Source organism: Pseudomonas cerasi (assembly GCF_027983475.1).
In the GTDB taxonomy this organism is placed as follows: domain Bacteria; phylum Pseudomonadota; class Gammaproteobacteria; order Pseudomonadales; family Pseudomonadaceae; genus Aquipseudomonas; species Aquipseudomonas cerasi.
The window spans coordinates 150,066-171,584 of the sequence record NZ_JAQJVM010000003.1 but is presented as its reverse complement, the minus strand read 5'-3'; the positions used below and the strand labels follow the sequence as shown (position 1 = coordinate 171,584).

Annotated in this window: 20 protein-coding genes; 13 read left to right on the top strand and 7 right to left on the bottom strand. The window is 60.0% G+C overall.

The window, feature by feature from the left end; genetic code table 11:
* Positions 1–59 precede the first annotated feature (59 nt).
* The 3 genes from trpB to PI739_RS16970 all read left to right on the top strand — a co-directional run bounded on the left by trpB (position 60) and on the right by PI739_RS16970 (position 2,751).
* Positions 60–1,289 (top strand): tryptophan synthase subunit beta, encoded by a 1,230-nt coding sequence (gene trpB / locus PI739_RS16980; RefSeq protein ID WP_003367769.1) that lies wholly within the window; start codon positions 60–62, stop codon positions 1,287–1,289.
* Positions 1,286–2,095, top strand: coding sequence for a tryptophan synthase subunit alpha (gene trpA / locus PI739_RS16975; protein WP_080479966.1), 810 nt, complete (start codon positions 1,286–1,288; stop codon positions 2,093–2,095). Before trpB ends, trpA begins: the two co-directional genes overlap by 4 nt.
* Before the next feature lie 125 nt (positions 2,096–2,220).
* Entirely contained in the window at positions 2,221–2,751 is a 531-nt protein-coding gene (locus PI739_RS16970; protein WP_044309652.1) for an anti-virulence regulator CigR family protein, read from the top strand.
* 154 nt (positions 2,752–2,905) lie between these two features.
* On the opposite strand, the gene PI739_RS16965 is transcribed toward PI739_RS16970, so the two are convergent.
* Both PI739_RS16965 and PI739_RS16960 read right to left on the bottom strand, forming a co-directional pair.
* Positions 2,906–3,730, bottom strand: coding sequence for an alpha/beta fold hydrolase (locus PI739_RS16965; protein WP_054082300.1), 825 nt, complete (start codon positions 3,728–3,730; stop codon positions 2,906–2,908).
* Positions 3,731–3,875: 145 nt separating this feature from the next.
* Positions 3,876–4,826 carry a choline sulfate utilization transcriptional regulator gene (locus PI739_RS16960; RefSeq protein ID WP_054082299.1) on the bottom strand — a complete coding sequence of 317 codons (951 nt, stop codon included), beginning with the start codon at positions 4,824–4,826 and terminating at the stop codon, positions 3,876–3,878.
* 114 nt (positions 4,827–4,940) lie between these two features.
* Here PI739_RS16960 and betC point away from each other — a divergent pair, with 114 nt between their 5' ends.
* The 3 genes from betC (at position 4,941) to PI739_RS16945 (ending at position 9,166) form a co-directional block, all read left to right on the top strand.
* Complete coding sequence (gene betC, locus PI739_RS16955) at positions 4,941–6,464, top strand: choline-sulfatase (protein WP_271352051.1); 1,524 nt, start codon at positions 4,941–4,943, stop codon at positions 6,462–6,464.
* 36 nt (positions 6,465–6,500) lie between these two features.
* Entirely contained in the window at positions 6,501–7,427 is a 927-nt protein-coding gene (locus tag PI739_RS16950) for a choline ABC transporter substrate-binding protein (RefSeq protein ID WP_054082297.1), read from the top strand.
* Positions 7,428–7,597: 170 nt separating this feature from the next.
* Complete coding sequence (locus PI739_RS16945) at positions 7,598–9,166, top strand: SulP family inorganic anion transporter (RefSeq protein ID WP_003432720.1); 1,569 nt, start codon at positions 7,598–7,600, stop codon at positions 9,164–9,166.
* A gap of 242 nt (positions 9,167–9,408) precedes the next feature.
* Here PI739_RS16945 and aroE read toward each other — a convergent pair whose 3' ends face one another.
* Together aroE and hemF are read right to left on the bottom strand one after the other, a co-directional pair.
* Positions 9,409–10,233 carry a shikimate dehydrogenase gene (gene aroE, locus PI739_RS16940; RefSeq protein ID WP_044309647.1) on the bottom strand — a complete coding sequence of 275 codons (825 nt, stop codon included), beginning with the start codon at positions 10,231–10,233 and terminating at the stop codon, positions 9,409–9,411.
* A gap of 51 nt (positions 10,234–10,284) precedes the next feature.
* A complete protein-coding gene (gene hemF / locus PI739_RS16935) occupies positions 10,285–11,199 on the bottom strand; it encodes an oxygen-dependent coproporphyrinogen oxidase (protein WP_003401477.1) in 915 nt (304 codons plus the stop codon).
* A gap of 317 nt (positions 11,200–11,516) precedes the next feature.
* On the opposite strand from hemF, the gene PI739_RS16930 reads away from it, so the two are divergent.
* The 3 genes from PI739_RS16930 to PI739_RS16920 all read left to right on the top strand — a co-directional run bounded on the left by PI739_RS16930 (position 11,517) and on the right by PI739_RS16920 (position 14,135).
* Positions 11,517–12,752, top strand: coding sequence for a DUF6861 domain-containing protein (locus PI739_RS16930; protein ID WP_195843831.1), 1,236 nt, complete (start codon positions 11,517–11,519; stop codon positions 12,750–12,752).
* On the top strand, positions 12,752–13,063 hold the full coding sequence (locus tag PI739_RS16925; RefSeq protein WP_054082296.1) for a DUF3630 family protein: 312 nt from the start codon (positions 12,752–12,754) through the stop codon (positions 13,061–13,063). The genes PI739_RS16930 and PI739_RS16925 overlap by 1 nt, the downstream gene beginning before the upstream one ends.
* 94 nt (positions 13,064–13,157) lie before the next feature.
* Positions 13,158–14,135: an NADPH:quinone reductase gene (locus PI739_RS16920; protein WP_054082295.1), complete on the top strand. Its 978-nt coding sequence runs from the start codon at positions 13,158–13,160 to the stop codon at positions 14,133–14,135.
* A 36-nt stretch (positions 14,136–14,171) separates the two neighbouring features.
* Here PI739_RS16920 and PI739_RS16915 read toward each other — a convergent pair whose 3' ends face one another.
* From PI739_RS16915 to PI739_RS16905, 3 genes are all read right to left on the bottom strand, one after another.
* Positions 14,172–14,729 (bottom strand): L-threonylcarbamoyladenylate synthase type 1 TsaC, encoded by a 558-nt coding sequence (locus PI739_RS16915; RefSeq protein WP_003340101.1) that lies wholly within the window; start codon positions 14,727–14,729, stop codon positions 14,172–14,174.
* A gap of 38 nt (positions 14,730–14,767) precedes the next feature.
* The gene (dprA, locus tag PI739_RS16910; RefSeq protein ID WP_044309645.1) at positions 14,768–15,886 is read right to left on the bottom strand and encodes a DNA-processing protein DprA; all 1,119 of its coding nucleotides are present in this window, start codon (positions 15,884–15,886) and stop codon (positions 14,768–14,770) included.
* 123 nt (positions 15,887–16,009) lie between these two features.
* The gene (locus PI739_RS16905) at positions 16,010–17,038 is read right to left on the bottom strand and encodes a LysM peptidoglycan-binding domain-containing protein (protein WP_271352050.1); all 1,029 of its coding nucleotides are present in this window, start codon (positions 17,036–17,038) and stop codon (positions 16,010–16,012) included.
* 125 nt (positions 17,039–17,163) lie between these two features.
* Here PI739_RS16905 and def point away from each other — a divergent pair, with 125 nt between their 5' ends.
* The 4 genes from def to trkA are packed head-to-tail and all read left to right on the top strand — an operon-like array spanning position 17,164 to position 21,368.
* Entirely contained in the window at positions 17,164–17,670 is a 507-nt protein-coding gene (gene def, locus PI739_RS16900; RefSeq protein ID WP_002551333.1) for a peptide deformylase, read from the top strand.
* Positions 17,671–17,723: 53 nt separating this feature from the next.
* On the top strand, positions 17,724–18,668 hold the full coding sequence (gene fmt, locus PI739_RS16895; RefSeq protein ID WP_054082293.1) for a methionyl-tRNA formyltransferase: 945 nt from the start codon (positions 17,724–17,726) through the stop codon (positions 18,666–18,668).
* Positions 18,665–19,990, top strand: coding sequence for a 16S rRNA (cytosine(967)-C(5))-methyltransferase RsmB (gene rsmB, locus PI739_RS16890; protein WP_054082292.1), 1,326 nt, complete (start codon positions 18,665–18,667; stop codon positions 19,988–19,990). The genes fmt and rsmB overlap by 4 nt, the downstream gene beginning before the upstream one ends.
* A gap of 4 nt (positions 19,991–19,994) precedes the next feature.
* A complete protein-coding gene (trkA, locus tag PI739_RS16885) occupies positions 19,995–21,368 on the top strand; it encodes a Trk system potassium transporter TrkA (RefSeq protein WP_003367803.1) in 1,374 nt (457 codons plus the stop codon).
* The last annotated feature ends 151 nt before the right edge of the window (positions 21,369–21,519 follow it).

Genomic DNA, 21,519 nt, shown 5'->3' with positions numbered 1-21,519 from the left:
GTGGACCCATTGCCAATACGGCTCAACCCATTCGCCCAATACTGCAACTGGAGCACTTCATGACCCAGACCAATTTCCGCAGCGGCCCCGACGCCAATGGCCTGTTCGGCTCATTCGGCGGCCGCTACGTGGCTGAAACCCTTATGCCGCTGGTGCTAGACCTCAACCGCGAGTACGAAGCCGCCAAAGCCGACCCGGAATTCATCAAGGAGATGGCCTACTTCCAGCGCGATTACGTGGGCCGTCCAAACCCGCTGTACTTCGCCGAGCGCCTGACCGAGTTCTGTGGCGGCGCGAAAATCTACTTCAAGCGTGAAGAGCTCAATCACACCGGCGCGCACAAGATCAACAACTGCATCGGTCAGGTGCTGCTGGCCAAACGCATGGGCAAAAAACGCCTGATCGCGGAAACCGGCGCCGGCATGCACGGCGTTGCCACTGCTACCGTTGCTGCACGTTTCGGTCTGCCTTGCGTGATCTACATGGGTGCTACCGACATCGAGCGTCAGCAGGCCAACGTGTTCCGCATGAAGCTGCTGGGCGCTGAAATCGTTCCGGTCACTTCCGGCACCGGCACCCTGAAAGATGCGATGAACGAAGCGCTGCGTGACTGGGTGACCAACGTCGACGACACCTTCTACCTGATCGGCACCGTGGCAGGCCCGCACCCTTACCCAGCGATGGTCCGTGACTTCCAGGCCATCATCGGCAAGGAAACCAAAGAGCAGATGCTGGAGAAGGAAGGTCGTCTGCCGGACAGCCTGGTCGCCTGTGTCGGCGGCGGTTCCAACGCCATGGGCCTGTTCCATCCGTTCCTGGATGACGCCAGTGTGGAAATCATCGGCGTTGAAGCGGGCGGTCACGGCGTCAGCACCGACAAGCACGCGGCCAGCCTGAACGGCGGCGTACCGGGCGTGCTGCACGGCAACCGTACCTACCTGCTGCAGGACGGCGACGGACAAATCACCGATGCGCACTCGATCTCTGCCGGTCTGGACTACCCAGGCATCGGCCCGGAACACGCATTCCTGCACGAAGTGAAGCGCGTCGAATACGTCAGCATCACCGATGACGAAGCGCTGGATGCTTTCCATCAGTGCTGCCTGCTCGAAGGCATCATCCCGGCGCTGGAAACCGCTCACGCCCTGGCTGAAGCCATGAAGCGCGCGACCAACCTGCGCGATGATCACCTGATGGTCGTGTGCCTGTCCGGGCGCGGCGACAAAGACATGCAAACCGTCATGAACCATATGGCAGCCGCCGAACACACTCAGGAGCAGCTGGTATGAGCCGTCTAGAACATCGTTTCGCCCAGCTTAAAACCGAAGGTCGTGCGGCGCTGGTCACCTTCATCACCGCCGGTGACCCTGGCTACGCCACCTCGCTGAAAGTCCTGAAAGGCCTGCCTGCGGCGGGTGCTGACGTGATCGAGCTGGGTATGCCGTTCACCGATCCGATGGCCGACGGTGTGGCGATTCAGCTGGCGACCCTGCGTGCTCTGGACGCTGGCCAGACCCTGCAGAAAACCCTGCAGATGGTCAGCGAATTCCGTGTCGACGATCAGACCACGCCGATTGTGCTGATGGGTTACTACAACCCGATTCACCGCTTTGGCGTCGAAGCCTTCGTGGCGCAGGCAAAGGAAGCGGGCGTTGACGGTCTGATCATCGTTGACCTGCCACCCGAGCACGACGCCGAGCTGGCGACGCCTGCACAGGCGTCCGGCATCGACTTCATCCGTCTGACTACGCCGACCACCGATGATGCGCGCCTGCCGCGCGTGCTGGAACGCAGTTCCGGGTTCGTTTACTACGTGTCGGTCGCCGGTGTGACCGGGGCTGGCTCGGCCACCACCGAGCACGTCACTGAAGCCATCGCTCGCTTGCGCCGCCACACCGATCTGCCGATCAGCGTCGGTTTCGGTATCCGCACACCCGAGCAGGCCGCGGCGATTGCGCGTCTGGCTGACGGCGTGGTCGTGGGCTCGGCCTTCGTCGACAAGATCGCCAGCGCCGAGTCGCCGGAGCATGCCGTCGACGGCGTGCTGACGCTGTGCGCGGCACTGGCCGAGGGCGTACGTAGCGCTCGTAGCTGAGGGTAAAGTTTCTGATACAGAGGAATCAAAGCCTGAGCGGCAGCTCTATGTAGCAAGACATAAGGGGTTCATGACCAGCGTCATGAACCCCTTTTTGCTGCATTGAGTGAAGCCGAGGAAACACCATGAAACTGCCAAACCGTTTTATCACCGGACTGGGTATCTTGATGATCAGCGCCAGTCCGCTGCTGCAAGCTGCACCACCGGATCAACGCGGTGACGGCCCGGACGACAATCGTGGCGTTCAACAGCCGGGGCCGCAGAGCAATGGCGGGCATAACGAGCGTGGCAATGACCGTGGACCGGGCAATGACAATGGCCGGGGTCCGGACAAAGGCCCGGCCAGCCAGCCAGGCAGACAGGCCCACCAGGACAACCGCGGCGGCAACCGCCCACCGCAGGATTTCGGCCCGGTACGCGAGACCTTCCAGCAACACCGCGACGTCATCGGCCGGGGCCAGCCACTGCCGCCTGGCGTACACATCGCCAAGGGCCGTCCGTTGCCCCCTGGTTACGGCAAACGCCTGGACAGCCGCTCGCTGCAATACCTGCCACATTATGACGGCTACGAATGGCGCCGCCTGGGCACCGACGTCGTACTGATCGCCGTGGGTTCTGGGATTGTTTACGCGATTCTGGATGGTGTGTTGAATTGATGGGTGCTGCTATGCGGAGCGTCAGACAAGGCACTCCCACGCTGGAGCGTGAGGAACGATAATCTCGACTATCGTGCGACGCTCCGCGTCGCATGCCGTTCTGGACGCTCCGCGTCCGATCTTGAGGGCCGCCCAACGCAGAAACCAGCCCAGCTCAACCCTGCTTCTGGTTAACCCGCGCCAAAAACGTCATCAGCGCTCCCGACACAAAATCCGGGTTCTCCAGATTGGCGATATGCCCTGCCTCAGGCACCAGCACGTAAGGGCAGCCGATCAGGCTGGCCATCTCGCGGGTTTCTTCTGGCGGGCGCGGGATGTCCGCATCGCCACACATTACCAGCGTGGTGTCGGCATTCAGTTGTCCGATCAACCCGAGCCGGTCATCACGACCGAAAATCATCCTTCCCAGTGGTACGACGGACTGACGCAACTGCTCGGCATTCATGCTGGCAAGCGCTGCACGAAACGACGTGTACACAGGCGACTGCGGATCAATGCCGGGACGGAAGAAAATCGGTACGACGATATCCAGCAGCGGCTCAGGAAAGGTCCCGACCTCTTCCAGCTTGTCGAGCAACGAGAAGTAATAGGCTTTCTTGGCTTCGGTCTCTTTGCCCAGATAGGTGTCCATCAGCACCAGCCCCGTGATGCGCTCTGGCGCGAGCAGTGCAGCGATTGCGCCCCACATACCGCCGACCGACAGCCCGACGATGCTGCAACGCTCGATATTCAAATGATCCAGCAGCGCCAGCGCATGCCGCGCCAGGTCATCGAGGTTGCGAGTACCTTCGGGAAACCCGCTGGAATCTCCGTGCCCCCACAGATCCGGCACGATCACCCGATACTGGCTGGCCAGGGTATCAATCTGTGCACTCCACATCGCCTTGTCCCAGAGATAGCTGTGACCGAGCACTACCACCGGGCCCGTGCCCTGGTCGGAATAGTGAAGTGTCTTACCGTCGATGAGTAGATCCGGCATTTCTGATGATCCTCTGTTCTGGTCTTTCAGCATTCGGTTCAGGCAGCCTGGGGCAGGGCACCGATGATATTCACGCGTATGCATGACCATTTTATTGATGTGCGCGCGGCGATGGACCGAGCGGTCACTTTTCAGCGGGGCAATGTTACACCGCAATCGACGGCAATGGCCTGCCCGCCAGCGAAACCCCGCTCAACGCCTGCTCGCTGGCCAGCCAGTCCACGAATTGCTGAACGATCTGCACGCGGCGTTTGCGCTGGGGCAGGACGACGTAATAGCCCTGGCCGGAAATCGCCGCGCCGGCGATAGGGCGGCAGAGCAGGCCCTGATCGAGCAGGTCGTCGACCAAGTGCTTCCAGCCGATGGCGATGCCCTGTCCGCCGATGGCCGCCTGGATCAGCAGGGTGTAGTTGTCGAAGCGCAGTTGACCGGGCGCGGGGGCCTGAGGGATGTCCAGCGCCCGGAATACGCCCGCCCAGTCGAACCAGTGGTTGATGCTTTCGCCACGCAGGTGCAGGAGTGGAAAGTCGCGCAGCGCATCGTTGGGCAGCGGCGTCTGGCGCCCGGCGATCAGTTGCGGGCTGCACACCGGGAAGACCTCTTCGCTGAACAGCCAGTGGCTTTCGCCCTGTTTGAAGCGCCCGTCACCGAACAGCACCGCAACATCGATATCAGCACGTAACATGCTGTGGGTACGCTCGCTGGTGACCAGACTGACGTCCACGTCCGGGTTAACCTTGTGGAAACGGTGCAGACGCGGCATCAGCCAGTAGGCGGCGAAGGCGAAGTCGGTCGCCACTTGAAGCACTTCGTGCTGGTGGTGTTCGGTAATGGCTGTCAATCCGCTGTCGATGGATTGCAGCCCGGCCTGTACATGGCTGAATAGCACTTCACCGGCGTCGGTCAATTCGATGCCACGGTAGATGCGGTCGAACAGACGGGTAGCGAGTTGCTCTTCGAGGCGCTTGATCTGCTGACTGACAGCGGGCTGTGTCGTGCCCAGTTCGAGGGCTGCCGCTGTGAAGCTGCGCAAACGCGCCGCGACTTCAAATGCACGCAGCAGATCGAGTGACACATCGCCGAAAAATTCAAACATTAGCTGGGCTTATCCTAGGTATTGCTGTGTATGGGCTTTACCCTGAAACGTATGGACTCCATCCTCATACCCGGCACTTTCGCATAACTTTTCACAATGGGATGCAGCGATTACATGAAGCGCAAAAATATTCTGTTCATCATGGCCGATCAAATGGCCGCGCCAATGTTGCCGTTTTACGCCCGGTCCCCGATTCTGATGCCGAACCTGAGCCGCATGGCCGCCAATGGCGTAGTGTTCGACTCGGCGTATTGCAACAGCCCCCTTTGCGCGCCGTCGCGCTTCACCCTGGTCAGCGGCCAGCTGCCGAGCAGGATCGGCGCGTACGACAACGCAGCTGACTTCCCGGCCGACATCCCTACTTATGCCCACTACCTGCGTGCGCTGGGCTACAAGACCGCCCTGGCAGGCAAGATGCATTTCTGCGGGCCGGACCAGTTGCATGGCTACGAAGAACGCCTGACCAGTGACATCTACCCGGCCGACTATGGCTGGTCAGTCAATTGGGACGAGCCGGATGTGCGGCCAAGCTGGTATCACAACATGTCATCGGTATTGCAGGCTGGTCCGTGCATTCGCACCAACCAGCTGGATTTCGACGAAGAGGTGCTGTTCAAGTCCCAGCAGTATCTGTACGACCACGTGCGCCAGGACGGTGATGCGCCTTTCTGCCTGACCGTTTCCATGACTCATCCTCATGATCCGTACACCATTCCCAAGCCGTTCTGGGACCTGTACGCCGACGAAGAGATCCCGATGCCGCCGCCGCACGCCAATCAGGCCGCGCTGGACCCGCATTCACAACGGCTGCTCAAGGTCTATGACCTGTGGGACAAGCCCATGCCGACCGACAAGATTCGTGATGCGCGCCGCGCCTACTTTGGCGCGTGCAGCTACATCGACCTCAACGTCGGCAAGCTGATGCAGACGCTCGATGAAGTCGGGCTGGCGGAAGACACCATCGTGGTGTTCTCCGGCGATCACGGCGACATGCTGGGCGAGAAGGGCCTCTGGTACAAAATGCACTGGTTCGAAATGGCCGCGCGCGTGCCGCTGGTGGTGTACGCGCCGGGCCAGTTCAAACCGGGACGGGTCAGTGCGTCGGTGTCGACTGCCGACCTGCTGCCGACCTTCGTCGAAATGGCCAGCGGCAAACTGGACGCCGGTTTGCCACTGGACGCCGGTTTGCCACTGGACGGACGTTCGCTGATGCCGCATTTGAAACGCAAGGGCGGGCACGACGAGGTGTTCGGTGAATACATGGCCGAAGGCACCACCAGCCCGCTGATGATGATCCGTCGTGGCGCGTACAAATTTATCTATTCGGAACAGGACCCGTGCCTGCTGTTCGATGTGAAGAAGGACCCGAAAGAGCAGAAGGACCTGAGCCAGTCACCCGCCCATGAAAAGCTGTTCAATGACTTCCTGGCCGAAGCTCGGGCCAAGTGGGACATCCCGGCGATACACCAACAGGTGCTCGCCAGTCAGCGCAGAAGGCGCTTCGTCGCCAAATCGCTGGCAACCGGCAAGCTGAAGAGTTGGGATCACCAGCCACTGGTCGACGCCAGTCAGCAGTACATGCGCAACCACATTGATCTGGACGATCTGGAGCGCAAGGCACGTTTTCCGCAACCTTGACCCTGCCCACACCAAAAAAATCAAAGGGGTACATCAATGAAGAAGTTATCCACAGCCGTTGCGGTCGCGGTCATGACCTTGGGTAGCCTGGCAGCGCAGGCGGAGGACGCCAGTTGCAGCACCGTGAAGATGGCCGATCCCGGCTGGAGTGACATTGCGGCCACCAACGCCATTACCAGCGTGGTCCTTGAGGGCCTGGGCTACACGCCCAAGGTCGATACCCTGGCCGTGCCGATTGCCTACGGCGGTTTGAAAGACGGCAAGCTGGATGTGTTTCTGGGTAACTGGATGCCGGCGCAGCAGGGCTTTTACGACAAGTTCGTGGCCACCGGAGATGTGACGCAACTGGCGAAAAACCTGGAGGGCACCGAATTCACCCTGGCCGTACCGGATTACGTCTGGGAAGCCGGTGTGCATAACTTTGCCGACCTGAACAAATTCGCTGACAAGTTCGACAAGAAGATCTACGGCATCGGTTCCGGTGCGCCTGCCAACCTGTCGTTGCAGGAGATCATCAAGAAGAACGAATTCGACCTGGGCAAATGGAAGCTGGTGGAATCCAGCGAGACTGCGATGCTCGCCGAGGTCAATCGCAACGTGAAGAAAAAAGCCTTTGTGGTGTTCCTCGGCTGGACGCCGCACCCGATGAACGTGCAGATCAAGGGCATGCACTACCTCAAGGGCGGCGAGAAATATTTCGGCGACACCGGCTCGGTCTTTACACTGACCCGCAAGGGTTATGCTCAAGCCTGCCCGAACGTCGGCAAGCTGCTGACCAATCTGAGCTTCACCCTGGACATGGAAAACAGCATCATGGCCGAAGTGGTCAACAAGAAGGTCAGCAACAGCGAGGCGGCGAAAGCCTGGATCAAGGCCAACCCGGCGGTGCTGGACAAGTGGCTGGAGGGCGTACAGACCGCTGATGGCAAGGACGGTCTGGCGGCGGTGAAGGCCAGGTTGTAAGCGTAAAGCCTTGAGTGCGCTGCGTGACGAAGGTCTGTGACGCGGAGCGTCACCCAAGGCATTCCCACGCTGGAGCGTGAGGAACGACAGGCGTCCGACTATCGTGCCCATGCTCCACGTGCCGTTCTGGGCGCTCTGCGTCCTCTACGTTCAATTCAACCGAGGGACCGATGCGCTGGCTCAATCGCCATAAATTCCTACCCTTTCTCGCCTGGCTGCCGCAGCAGAATCGCGCCAGCGTCGGGCGTGATGCGCTAGTGGGCCTGAGTGGCGCCATTCTGGCACTGCCGCAATCCATCGCTTACGCACTGATCGCCGGGCTGCCGCCTGAGTACGGCCTCTACGCTGCGATTGTTCCAGTCCTTGTGGCCTGTCTGTGGGGATCGTCCTGGCACCTGATCTGCGGGCCGACTGCGGCTATTTCCATCGTGCTGTACGCCAGTGTCAGTCCGCTCGCCGTCCCGGCCAGTCAGGACTACATCATGTTGATCCTGCTGCTGACCTTCATCGCTGGCGTATTTCAGTTGTTGCTGGGGATGATGCGCTTCGGTGCACTGGTAAATTTCGTTTCGCACTCGGTGGTGCTGGGTTTCACGCTGGGCGCTGCGGTGGTGATTGCGCTGGGGCAGATGCCCAATCTGCTGGGCATTGATCTGCCGAGTCAGACCACCGCCCTCAAAAGCGTGAGCGCCGTGCTCGAGCATCTGCGTGAGGTCGATCTGTCTTCGCTGATGCTCGGTCTGTTGACCCTGGCGCTGGGTATCGGACTCAAGCTGCTCGTGCCTCGCTGGCCGACGCTGTTGATCGCACTGGTGTCGAGCAGCCTGCTGGTGTGGCTGTGGCCGGCGATGTTCGGCCATGTCCGTGTGGTCAGCGCCTTCGTCGGCCATCTGCCGCCCTTCAGTCCGTTGCCGCTGGATCTCGAACTGATCCTCAAGCTGCTGCCGACCGCCGTGGCGGTGGGCATGCTCGGGCTGGTCAACAGCCTGTCGATTGCCCGCTCGCTGTCAGCTCGTTCGCAGCAGATGCTCAATGCCAATCAGGAAGTGCGTGCCCAGGGGCTGTCGAACATGGTCGGCTCGCTGTTCTCCGGCTACCTGTCAGCCGGGTCTTTTACCCGTGCGGCATTGAGTTACGAGGCAGGTGCGCGCTCGCCGTTGGCGGGGGTGTTTTCCGCGCTATGGGTGGCGCTGTTCGCAGTCGCCGGTGCCTCGTTGATATCGCACATTCCGATCCCGGCCATGGCCGCCTCAATTCTGCTGATCTGTTGGGGGCTGGTGGATCGCCGAGGCATTCGTGCGCTGTTCCGCGTCAGCCGCGCCGAGTTTTTCGTGATGGCGCTGACCTGTCTGGCCACCCTGCTGCTGGAGCTGCAAACCGCGATCTACGCCGGTGTGCTGGCCTCGCTGTTTTTCTATCTCAAGCGCACCTCGCAACCGCGTGTCCAACAATGGCGCGAGGGCGACGAGGAGGTCCTGCGGGTCGGCGGATCGATCTTCTTCGGCGCCAGCCACTACCTGCAAACCCGCCTGCAACGTACCGAAGGTGTGCGAGTGGTGATCGATGCGCAGCAGATCAACTTCATCGATTACTCAGGCGTTGAGATGCTTCATCAGGAAGCCAGACGTCTGGGCCGGCAGGGCAGAGTGCTGGTCCTGCGCAATGCCAGGCCGCAAGTGATCGAGGAACTGCACAAGCTGGAAGGGGCGGAGAAGTGCCCGATTCTGTTTGAGGATTGAGCCATGAATCATCGTCGCGATGCTCTGCGTTTTACAAAGGTCCCGATGAGCCCGTAGATTTGGCTTCTGCCCGGAGGGCATGGGAGCGAACTTGTTCGCGAAAGGGCAGGTATAATCGCCGAAAATACATCATCTGAAATACCGCCTTCGCGAACAAGTTCGCTCCCACGGCCTTCGGCCAGAATCAAAAGCGGACTTGTGCATAACTCGGAGCATTGGCACGATAGTCCGCAGATAGCCGATCAACCCGCAGCCAGCAATCTGCGTAACTCAGCCAGCACCGGAGCCGATTCCGGACGCACACCGCGCCACAGGAGGAAGGCTTCTGCGGCCTGCTCGGCCAGCATGCCCAGACCATCCACCGCCTGCGCCGCGCCGTGTTCGGTGGCCCAACGGCAAAAAGCAGTGGGTTCGTTGCTGTACATCATGTCGTAGCAGAAGGTCACTCCCGGCTGGATGAGGCTGGGCGCAATCGGTGGCAACTCTCCGGCCAGGCTGGCCGAGGTGGCGTTGATGATCACGTCCACCGACTCTTCAAGCCAGTCGTAGCTGCTGGCGAATACCGGTCCGAGGTCGGCAAACTCCTGCGCCAGTCGTTCGGCTTTCTCGACCGTACGATTGGCGATCACCAAGGCAGCGGGCTGTTGCGCAAGCAACGGCTCCAGCGCACCACGCACCGCACCGCCTGCGCCCAGCAACAGAATGCGCTGACCACGCAGGCTGCGACCGCAATTGACCGTCAGATCACGTACCAGCCCGGCACCGTCAGTGTTATCACCCAGCAGGGTTCCGTCGTCGAGCTTGCTCAGGGTGTTGACCGCCCCGGCGCGCTGCGCACGCTGGGTCAGGCTGTCGGCAAGGCGCCAGGCTTCTTCCTTGAACGGCACAGTAACGTTGGCACCGCGCCCGACCTGGAAAAACGCCTGGGCGAACGCGGTGAAATCGTTCAGCGGTGCCAGCGAGGTCTGGTAATCCAGCGTTTGCCCGGTTTGCTCGGCAAACAGGCGATGAATCAACGGCGACTTACTGTGGCCGATGGGATTACCGAAGACGACGTACTGGTCCATGTGTGTTCCTGATCTGTTTGCGTGTGCAGCACCTTGCGGCGGTGAATCGGCTCAGTTTTCGGCCAGCCAGTCCCGATCAGTGAGGAAGTATTCGGTCAGACGCGCCTCTTCGCTGCCCGGCGCGGCCTTCCAGTCATAACCCCAACGCACTTGCGGCGGCAGCGACATGAGGATCGATTCGGTACGCCCACCCGATTGCAGACCGAACAACGTGCCGCGGTCATACACCAGGTTGAACTCGACGTAGCGACCACGACGGAATTCCTGAAACTCACGCTGCTGCACGGTATAGGCCGCCGCCTTGCGCCGCCGCACGATCGGCAGATACGCATTGATGAACGCATCACCGATGGCACGAATGAACGCGAAACTGGTGTCGAAATCCCACTGGTTCACGTCATCGAAAAACAGACCGCCGATGCCGCGCGGTTCATCGCGATGCTTGAGGTGGAAGTAACTGTCGCACCAGGCCTTGTAGCGCGGGTAGACATCCTCACCGAAGGGCGCACAGGCGCGCTCGGCGACCCGGTGCCAGTGCACGCAGTCTTCCTCGACGCCGTAATAGGGCGTCAGGTCGAAACCGCCACCGAACCACCAGACGGCCTCTTCACCTTCTTTTTCGGCAATGAAGAAACGCACGTTGGCGTGGGACGTCGGCACATGCGGGTTGTGCGGATGGATCACCAGCGACACGCCCAGCGCCTCGAAACCACGCCCGGCCAGTTCAGGCCGATGAGCGCTGGCAGACGGCGGCAGATTGCTGCCGAAAACATGGGAAAAATTGACACCGCCTTTCTCGATGACCGTGCCATTCTCGATCACCCGCGTGCGACCACCGCCGCCCGCCGGACGCGTCCAGGCATCTTCCATGAAGTGTGCGCTGCCATCTTCCTGTTCAAGCGCAGTGCAGATACGGTCTTGCAGGTCGAGCAGGTAGGCTTTTACGGCCTCGGTACGGGTACTCATGAGGATCCCTTACGGCTGACGTCAAACGGCTGAGCCCTCGCAGCAAAAGAGGCGCAGGCAAATTGGCGAGTAGCATACCATCGGCGGCGCGGGCTGGCAGTTGACGAAGGTCCGGGGATGGAGTCCGATGGGGGCTCGAAGTATTTTCTGGATGAATTTGAGAGGCCCGGCACACCGCACACTTGTTTTGAGAAACACGAGAAATTACTCTACACGTCTGCGAGCTTTCTAAATTATTAGAGTCTAAAGGCAGTTAAAAAAATCGTAAGGACGCAAGGACGCCAAATACTGTGTGAAGATAAGGAAATTATATTTCTATGAGAATATTAGCAGACGTTCCAATGTGGGAGGACGTAGAGCGAACCCTGAAAGATACGTTTGACACTGTAAATCAGAGCTTTGATCGTGGATGGAGCTCAACTCAGGACGAATGGAATGGTTTCACCCGGAGAGTGAATAATAACTTCACGTCTGTATTCGGCGACATGAGCCCTGACCGAATTGATGCAGTTAAAGAAGCGCTAAGCTTATCTTACCCCATAATTTTGACTCGACTTAGTAACCGCTGGGCATCAATAGAAATCAACCAAATTATTAATGTCTTACTTCAAGTCGCAAAAGAAGTTACGATGATAGTAGGCGGTAGCGTATTGGCCGGCAGTATTGTCGGCGGCGCTATTGGCGCTCTAGCATATGGTGCAGGTATTGGCGTGGGCGCTGCAGTCGGCGGTGGCATAGGCTTCCATGTAGGGAATGTTATTCTCATGGGTTTGGGACTCTCCGCAATTTCTGATTACTTCTATCAAGGATTACCCTCCTGCATAGCGACTCTGCATGAGGGGCTATCAGTCGCGTGGAACGCAGAGTACGGTACCCCTATAGGCTTAGATCCAACTGGCGGATCTGCCGCTCGCCGCGACTCTAGAATTGACGAAGCCTCTAGGCTTCTAGCCAAGGGACAAGAAGAACTTGTAGCTCTTCTTTTAACAGCTATCGTGACCTATATGATGCGAGGTCAAATCAAGAGCAGCTTACAGTGCTCTGCCGAAGAAATTATGGCTAGGAGCTCTCAACTTCAGAAAGAAATCTCAAATAAACAGCTGGCTGACTGGCTTTATAAAAATACAGAAAAATTAATAAAACATCCAGATTTCCAACCTAAAGACCCATACAGAAAAAACAACTTCCAAGATGAAAGCCTCGAATGGGACACTGTTAACTCACGATCAGATGGAGACTTTGGTTATCTGCCACCACTTCGGCAAAATTACGTGAAGGCAGTCTATGAGCTAAAAAAAACCATCAATCGCATGAGGGCCAGTGGCTTAGACCTTGAAGACATCGCAAAACATGCTTATGAGGCGAGAACAAACCTTAAGATTGAGTATCGTAAGTTCACTCCTCCGGAACTACTTGAAACAATAAATACTAGAAATATGAATAAATACGGAAACCCGATAGGTCCGACATTTGAAGATTTGGTTAACAAAGGAAAAACCTTTGAACAAATCATAGACAGTGCTACTAGAGCAGGAGGGGAGGATATCTTCTAATGACGAATTCAAATATTTTTAACCAGCTGGTTATCGAGAAAATGCACTCCGGCCATTCATGCCTGAATTTCTCAGCGGAAATCGATTGGGATAATTTCCCTCGTTATGCTGACTCCATTCTCAGTCTGCTCGAAGGCACCGTTACTTCAAAGTCAGACGCGGTGGACGTACGCGTATGGGACGTGAAGATCAAGGATGAGGCTTTTTTTCTGACTTACGAGGATTTTCCATCGATGATCAGTCTGGAATCAAAAAACGCCAACGGGGACGCTCTCATCGAGGAGTTCTTTTCTGTGCTTTCCCAAAGCTGACTGCAGCATTGCACTTTCATTTTGGCGGCACCATCGCGTGCTACCTTTGTCTGCCTGATGCATAAGGTCTTGGTCAACATCAAGGAGAGAGCACATGGCAAAGCGTATCCAGTTCAGCGCTGTCGGAGGACCCGAGGTTCTTGAATATGTCGATTTCGAGCCGCAGGCTCCGGGCCCGCAGGCGGTGGTTGTGCGTAACAAGGCCATTGGCCTGAATTTCATCGATACCTATTACCGCAGCGGGCTGTATCCGGCGCCGTCGCTGCCTTCCGGCCTCGGTGCCGAAGGGGCGGGGGTGGTCGAGGCGGTGGGGGCCGAGGTGACGCGCTTCAAGATCGGTGATCGTGTCGCTTACGGCACCGGGCCGCTGGGGGCGTATAGCGAAGTGCACGTGCTGCCTGAAGCGAATCTGGTGAAGCTGGCGGACTCGATCAGTTTCGAGCAGGCCGCAGCCCTGATGCTCAAGGGCCTGACGGTGCAGTATCTGCTGCGTCAGACGTATCAGGTGAAGCCGGGCGAGACCATTTTGTTTCATGCTGCTGCGGGTGGTGTGGGTTCGCTGGCCTGCCAATGGGTCAAGGCGCTGGGCGCCAAACTGATCGGCACGGTCAGTTCGCCGGAGAAGGCCGCGCACGCCAAGGCGTTGGGTGCCTGGGAAACCATCGATTACAGTCACGAAGACGTCGCCAGGCGCGTGCTGGAGCTGACCGACGGCAAGAAATGCCCGGTGGTCTACGACGGGGTGGGTCAGGACACCTGGCTGACGTCACTCGACTGCGTGGCACCACGTGGGCTGGTGGTGAGCTTCGGCAATGCGTCCGGGCCGGTCTCGGGCGTGAATCTCGGGATTCTGGCGCAAAAGGGTTCGGTGTATGTCACCCGCCCGACACTGGGCTCTTACGCCAACAATGCGCAGAACCTGCAGGCCATGGCGGACGAGCTGTTCGACATGCTCGCCAGCGGCAAACTCAAGTTCGACGGCATTCAGCAGTATGCTCTGAAGGATGCCGCCAAGGCCCAGACCGAGCTGTCGGCCCGGCGTACCACCGGCTCGACCATTCTGATTCCTTGATCGTCTGCCCTTGAATGCGCACTGTGTGTGCCAGCGTCAGCCGGCGCGCACAATCTGCGCGGTGGCGATATCCCTTATCACGCTGGGGTTTCGACGCCCGCCCAGGCTGCCGCCGAGAACCCCGTCGATCTGCCCGCGGAAGTACTGCTCGACGCGCAATCTCGAACGCGCAGCCGGGCGACCCGCCGGGTTGGCCGAGGTGGAGATCAACGGACCGACCAGTGCGCACAGTTCACGTACGGTCGGGTGATCGGTAACACGCAGCGCCACGGTTTCGTGAATGCCGGTGATCCACTCGGGCAGCAGGTTCTGATGCGGTACCAGCCAGGTGTTGGGCCCAGGCCAGGTGCTGGCCATGCGGTCGAGCCACAGTTCAGGGAAGTCTTCGAACAGGAAGTCGAACTGGCGAATGTTGTCGGCAATCAGGATCAGGCCTTTTTCCACCGGCCGTGACTTGATCGCCAACAGACGATAGACCGCTTCTTCATCCCACGGATCGCACCCAAGCCCCCAGACTGCCTCGGTCGGGTAGGCAATCACCGCACCGGCTCGAATATCCTGAGCGGCTTGTTGCACTCGCCAACTGCTGACCATTGTTTGTCTCTCCACTGAATCCTGGCGGCAGTTTAACCTCAGGGCGCTCTGGCGAACCATCGTCCTGCTTCACAGCTTATGCGTCCGTCCAGTTCCAGTTCGGTCAGGCCCGCCAATACCTTGGGTAATGGCCATCCGCATGACACCGACAGCCCCTCGCTGGTATGCGGTGCGGCGTGCAGCAGCGCCAGCAGTGGATGATCGCAAGGGGCAGGCTTCGCCGGCGTGACGGGATCGATGCCGGGCGCAACACGTTTCCAGTGCTGCAAGCCTTCAAGAATGTGTTCGACGGTCTCGATCAGTGTCGCGCCGTCTCGTATCAACTGATGACAGCCCTTGGCGCCAGGGTGATGAATCGAGCCGGGTATCGCGTAAACCTCTCGTCCATGCTCGGCGGCCAGCCGCGCGGTAATCAATGAGCCGCTGGCAACACTGGCCTCGACCACCAGTATGCCCAGCGACAGGCCACTGATGATTCGGTTACGTCGCGGGAAGTTGCTGGCCTGTGCTGCGGCGTCCAGCGGGAACTCGGAAATCACGGCGCCGCCCTGGGCCGCCATCTGCGCTGCGAGCGCGCGATGCTGCTGTGGATAAAGTTTTTCGAGCCCGGTGCCAAGCACGCCGATTGTAAGCCCCCCGACATCCAATGCGCCCTGATGCGCGGCACCGTCAATACCTCGCGCCAAGCCGCTGGTGATCACAAAACCGGCAGCCGCCAGGCTGCGCGCAAAAGCGCTGGCGGTGTCGAGTCCAGGTCGGGAGGCGCGACGACTGCCGACCATTCCCAGTTGCGGACGCTCAAGGATCGAAGGGTCGCCGGCAATGAAGATCAGCGGCGGTGGATCTGCGATCTGCGCCAGCAGCGCGGGGTAGCCGGGGTCGTCCCACATCAGCAAATGCTGGGCCGGACGCTCCAGCCAGGCCAATGCGGCACTGGCGCCATCACGTACGGAGGGGTCACGACGCGCCTCGGCACAGACACCTGGAATGCCCAGCGCACGCCATGCGCTGGCCGGCGCACTGAGCGCTGACGAGGCCGAACCGAAAGCTTCAATCAGTCTGGAAAAGCGTTTCGGCCCTATCTCGGGCAAGCGGTGCACGCGCAAGCGCGCTTCCAGCTCTGCAGGCGAAGAGAGGGCATTTTCGAACAATGGCATGAGATCGTCCCTGATCCATCGTGCATCTCAAGTGATGCACAAACCTGTGGATAACTCTGTTGACAACAATTTGATAAGTGTCTGGTTCGTCACACAAATCCGTGTCAGATCTGAAACATGCGTCTACGGATTGCGAACCTTGTCCATGATGGCCAAAGATCGGTTGGCTTGCAGGACCAAGGCGTAACTAAGCTTGTCGTAGGTACGGAAAACCATCAGCAGCCCGGCCCGTTCGTCGGGGATTTTTACCAGCTCACCGGTGATTCGGTCGCGCACGGTTTCGCTGGTCTTGTAGATCGCCAGCACGTTGCCCTCGGTCAGACCGTCGCGTTTGCCCTTGTCGAGCGTGACCACATCCAGCACGCTGACCTGAGTGACGCCGCGTGGCACATCCAGAATCAAACCTTCTATCGGCGCCTGCGGAGCGCTGGGCAGGAACGTCGAGTTGATGGCCCGCTCTTCGCTGCTGAACAAGCGATCGCCCAGACGCACTTCCTGCGTGGAGCGCTGCAGAATCAGGGTCGAGACGTCACCTTCGGTGGCAACCACCTCGGCGCTGCCGACGTCATCGGCGTTGATGCCCAGTACTTCCTTGGTCTCCGGATCGATGTAGGTCTTGCCCTGACGAAAGATGCCATAGACGCTGTGCGCCGGGTCCAGCGCCCCCCGTGCATAGGCACGATCACCGTTGCCACTGAGCACGCGCTCGGCATTGCCCGCAACGATGTAGGGGGCTTTCTCGAACTGCTCGGCGTTGTCGACAATCCGGTTGCTGATCAGGAATGCGTTGATCGCCCCCAGCGGAATGCTCGGAATGGCCTCGACCATCGGCGTACTGCGCACACGCGGTGACAATTTGATGGTCCCGCGCGACTCGCCCCGATTGAGCGTCACACGCGGCTGACCATTGACCCAGGTCAGCGCGAGGGTGTCACCGGGGTAGATCAGGTCGGGATCATGGACTTGCGGATTGGCCCGCCAGATCTCGCGCCATTTCCACGGTTCACGCAAGAACTTGCCGGAAATGTCCCAGAGTGTGTCCCCGGCGACAACGGTGTAGCTTTGCGGATAGCCTTCCCTGAGTTGCACTTGCGCCTGCGCAAGACCGCTGGCGGTCAGCAGCAGCAGCAGGGCGAGTAGTGATTTCCTCATGCGGTGAATCCCTTTATCATGTTGCCTCACGCGAACCCTAGAGTCCTGTCCTGGGCTGCCTGCCTTGAACTCCCGGGCCCGGCACCCAACATTGACTTTACCTTAACAGTGCAGCTCTTACGTATATGGCCATTCTAAACATCCTCGAATTTCCCGATTCGCGCCTGCGCACTATCGCCAAACCTGTGGCGATGGTAGACGAAGGCATTCGCCAGTTGGTCGACGACATGTTTGAAACCATGTACGAAGCGCCAGGTATTGGCCTGGCCGCGACTCAGGTCAACGTCCACAAGCGCGTGGTCGTCATGGACCTGAGCGAAGACCGCAGCGAACCGCGGGTCTTCATCAATCCTGAAATCGAAAAGCTGACCGACGAAATGGATCAGTATCAGGAAGGCTGCCTGTCGGTTCCCGGTTTCTACGAAAACGTCGACCGCCCGCAAAAGGTTCGCGTCAAGGCGCTGGACCGTGACGGCAAGCCTTACGAACTGGTTGCCGAGGGCCTGCTCGCCATCTGTATCCAGCATGAATGCGATCACCTGAACGGCAAGCTGTTCGTCGATTACCTTTCCAACCTCAAGCGTGACCGGATCAAGAAGAAGCTCGAAAAGCAGCACAAGCTCAACGCCTGATCCGTCGTTACCCCAAAAGGCCTGAACAGGCCTTTTTTTATAATGAGAACTCCATGACTGAGCCACTGCGCATCGTCTTCGCCGGCACCCCGGAATTCGCCGCCGAACACCTCAAGGCCCTGCTCGACAGCCCTCACCAGATCGTCGCCGTGTACACCCAGCCCGATCGCCCGGCCGGTCGTGGACAAAAGCTGATGCCCAGCCCGGTCAAGCAACTGGCGCTGCAACATGACGTACCGGTCATGCAGCCGCCAACGCTGCGCGATCCTGACGCGCAGGCCGAACTGGCAGCGCTGCAACCCGATTTGATGGTGGTCGTCGCCTACGGCCTGATCCTGCCGCAAGTGGTGCTGGATATTCCGCGCCTGGGCTGTATCAACAGCCACGCGTCGCTGCTGCCGCGCTGGCGTGGTGCGGCGCCGATTCAGCGCGCGGTACAGGCCGGTGATGCCGAGAGCGGCGTAACGGTGATGCGCATGGAAGCGGGCCTGGACACCGGGCCGATGCTGCTCAAGGCCGTTACCCCGATCACCGCGCAGGACACGGGCGGGACGCTGCATGATCGCCTGGCCGAACTCGGTCCGCCGGCTGTGTTGCAGGCCATTGCCGGTCTGGCGGACAGTTCGCTGGTCGGCGAGGTTCAGGATGACAGCCTGGCCAACTACGCCCACAAGCTGAACAAGGACGAAGCGCGCCTGGACTGGACACGTCCGGCCGATGAGCTTGAGCGCCTGGTCCGCGCCTTCAACCCCTGGCCGATCTGCCACAGCACGCTGAACGAAGAAACCCTGAAAGTCCTGACAGCCGATCTGGCCGAAGGGCAGGGCGCGCCGGGGACGATTCTTGGCGCCAGCAAGGATGGCCTGATCGTCGCGTGCGGTCAGAACGCGCTACGCCTGACCCGTCTGCAATTGCCGGGCGGCAAGCCGCTGAACTTCACGGATCTGTTCAACAGCCGCCGCGAGAAATTTGCCATCGGCACGGTGCTGGGCCAATGAACCCGCGTCTGGCCGCCGCCAAGGCACTGGCTGCCGTGCTCAGCGGCAAGGCCTCGCTGAACAGCTCGTTGCCCACTCAACTGGACAAGGTCGAGGTGCGTGATCGTGGTCTGACTCAGGACCTGGCATTCGGCACCGCGCGCTGGCAGCCGCGCCTGTCGGCTCTGGCGGCCAAGCTGCTGCAAAAGCCCTTCAAGGCCGCCGACGCCGACGTTGAAGCCTTGCTGCTGGTCGGTCTTTATCAGCTGTTCTACAGCCGCATTCCGGCCCACGCCGCCATCGGTGAAACCGTGGGCTGCGCCGACAAATTGAAAAAGCCCTGGGCCAAAGGCTTGCTCAACGCCGTGCTGCGCAATGCGCAACGTGACGGCGAGGCGCTGCTGATCGAGCTGGAACACGACCCGGTGGTGCGTACAGCCCACCCGCGCTGGCTGCAGAAAGCCCTGAAAGCCGCCTGGCCGGAACAGTGGGAAGCCATCTGCGCGGCCAACAATGCGCACCCGCCGATGATTTTGCGCGTCAACCGACGCCATCACCGTCGCGATCAATACCTCGAACTGCTCAACACTGCCGGCCTGCAAGCCAGTGCGTGCACATTCAGTCAGGACGGCATCGTGCTCGCCGAGCCGTGTGATGTGCGCTCACTGCCCGGTTTTGCCGAAGGCTGGATCAGCGTGCAGGACGAAGCCGCGCAACTGGCCGCCGACCTGCTGGAGCTGGCCCCCGGGCAACGGGTACTCGATGCCTGCTGCGCGCCGGGCGGCAAGACCTGCCACTTGCTGGAAGTGCAGCCGCAACTAAGCGGCGTGGTAGCGGTGGATCTGGAAGCCAAGCGTCTGGTGCGCGTGCGTGAAAACCTTTATCGCCTGGGCCTGGATGCCGAGTTGATCGCCGCCGATGCACGCGAGACAGCGCAGTGGTGGGACGGCAAACCGTTCCAGCGCATCCTGCTCGACGCACCGTGCTCGGCGACCGGCGTGATTCGTCGTCATCCGGACATCAAACTGACTCGTCAGGCAGACGACATCGTCGCGCTGGCGGCCTTGCAGGGCGAGCTGCTCGATGCGTTGTGGCCTACGCTGCAGGTAGGCGGCATGCTGGTGTACGCGACCTGCTCGACACTGCCGACCGAAAACACCGACGTCATCGAGGCGTTTCTGGCGCGTACCTCCGGGGCCAGAGAGCTGGACATCGCCGGGCAGGCAGGACAGCCGCCCGCGGGTATCAAGCAAGCCCATGGTCGCCAGCTGCTGGCCCAGCAAGGCGGCCACGATGGTTTCTACTACGCCAAACTGATCAAGATCGCGGCGGCGCGGGAGTAAGCGCGTGAAAATCATCATTCTGGGTGCAGGACAGGTAGGCGGTACGCTGGCCGAGCATCTGGCGGGCGAAGCCAATGACATCACCGTGGTCGACACTGACGGCGACCGGTTGCGCGATCTGGGCGACCGCCTGGACATCCGCACCGTGCAGGGCAAAGGCTCCTACCCGGCAGTGTTGCGTCAGGCCGGCGCGGACGACGCCGACATGCTGGTCGCGGTGACCAGCAGCGACGAAGCCAACATGATCGCCTGTCAGGTGGCCCACACGCTGTTCCACACGCCGACCAAGATCGCGCGCATTCGTGAAGCGGCGTACCTGACACGCGCTGGCCTGTTCGATAAAAACGCGATCCCGGTCGACGTGCTGATCAGTCCGGAGCAGGTCGTCACCAACTACATCAAACGTCTGATCGAATACCCCGGTGCGCTGCAGGTGATCGACTTCGCCGAAGGCAAAGCGCAACTGGTCGCGGTCAAAGCCTATTACGGCGGCGCACTTGTGGGTCAGCCGTTGCGCCAGCTACGAGCGCACATGCCGAATGTCGAAACGCGCATCGCGGCGATCTATCGCCGCGACCGGGCGATACTGCCGCATGGCGACACGGTCATCGAAGCCGATGACGAGGTGTTTTTCATCGCCGCCAAGGCTGATATTCGTGCCGTGATGGGAGAGCTGCGGCGCCTGGACGAGAACTACAAACGTATCGTCATCGCCGGTGGCGGCAACATCGGCGAGCGTCTGGCTGAAGCCATCGAAAGCCGCTATCAGGTGAAGATCATCGAAGTGAGCCCGGCGCGCTGCCGCTATTTGTCGGAGCATCTGGACAGCACGGTGGTGCTGCAGGGCAGCTCATCGGACCGCGACCTACTGCTGGAAGAAAATATCGGCAACACCGACCTGTTCCTGGCGCTGACCAACGACGATGAAGCCAACATCATGTCGTCGCTGCTGGCCAAGCGTCTGGGCGCGCGCAAGGTGATGACGCTGATCAATAACCCGGCCTACGTCGATCTGGTGCAGGGTGGGGAAATCGACGTTGCGGTCAGCCCCCAGCTGGCAACCATCGGCACGCTGCTGGCCCACGTGCGCCGTGGTGATATCGTCAGCGTGCATTCGCTGCGACGCGGTGCAGCCGAAGCCATCGAGATCGTCGCTCACGGCGACTCGAAATCCAGCAAGGTGGTGGGCCGCGCCATCAAGGACATCAACCTGCCGACCGGTACGGCAATCGGCGCAGTCATCCGCGACGAACAGGTGCTTATCGCCCATGACATCACCGTGATCGAATCCGGTGACCATGTGATCATGTTCCTTGTGGACAAGAAGTGCATCCGCGAGGTTGAGCGGCTGTTTCAGGTCGGCCTGAGCTTTTTCTGAACCGCTCCTGAACAGCGTGTGACCCTGACTGAACCTCTTGCCGACGCGCCCTGTCGGCAACGCTCGTCGACTCGGGCGAATTCTCTCCGAGCCCGTGCATCTCAGACACACGAGCTTCATGCCTGCACGGGCTTTATGAGAGAGAACGCAC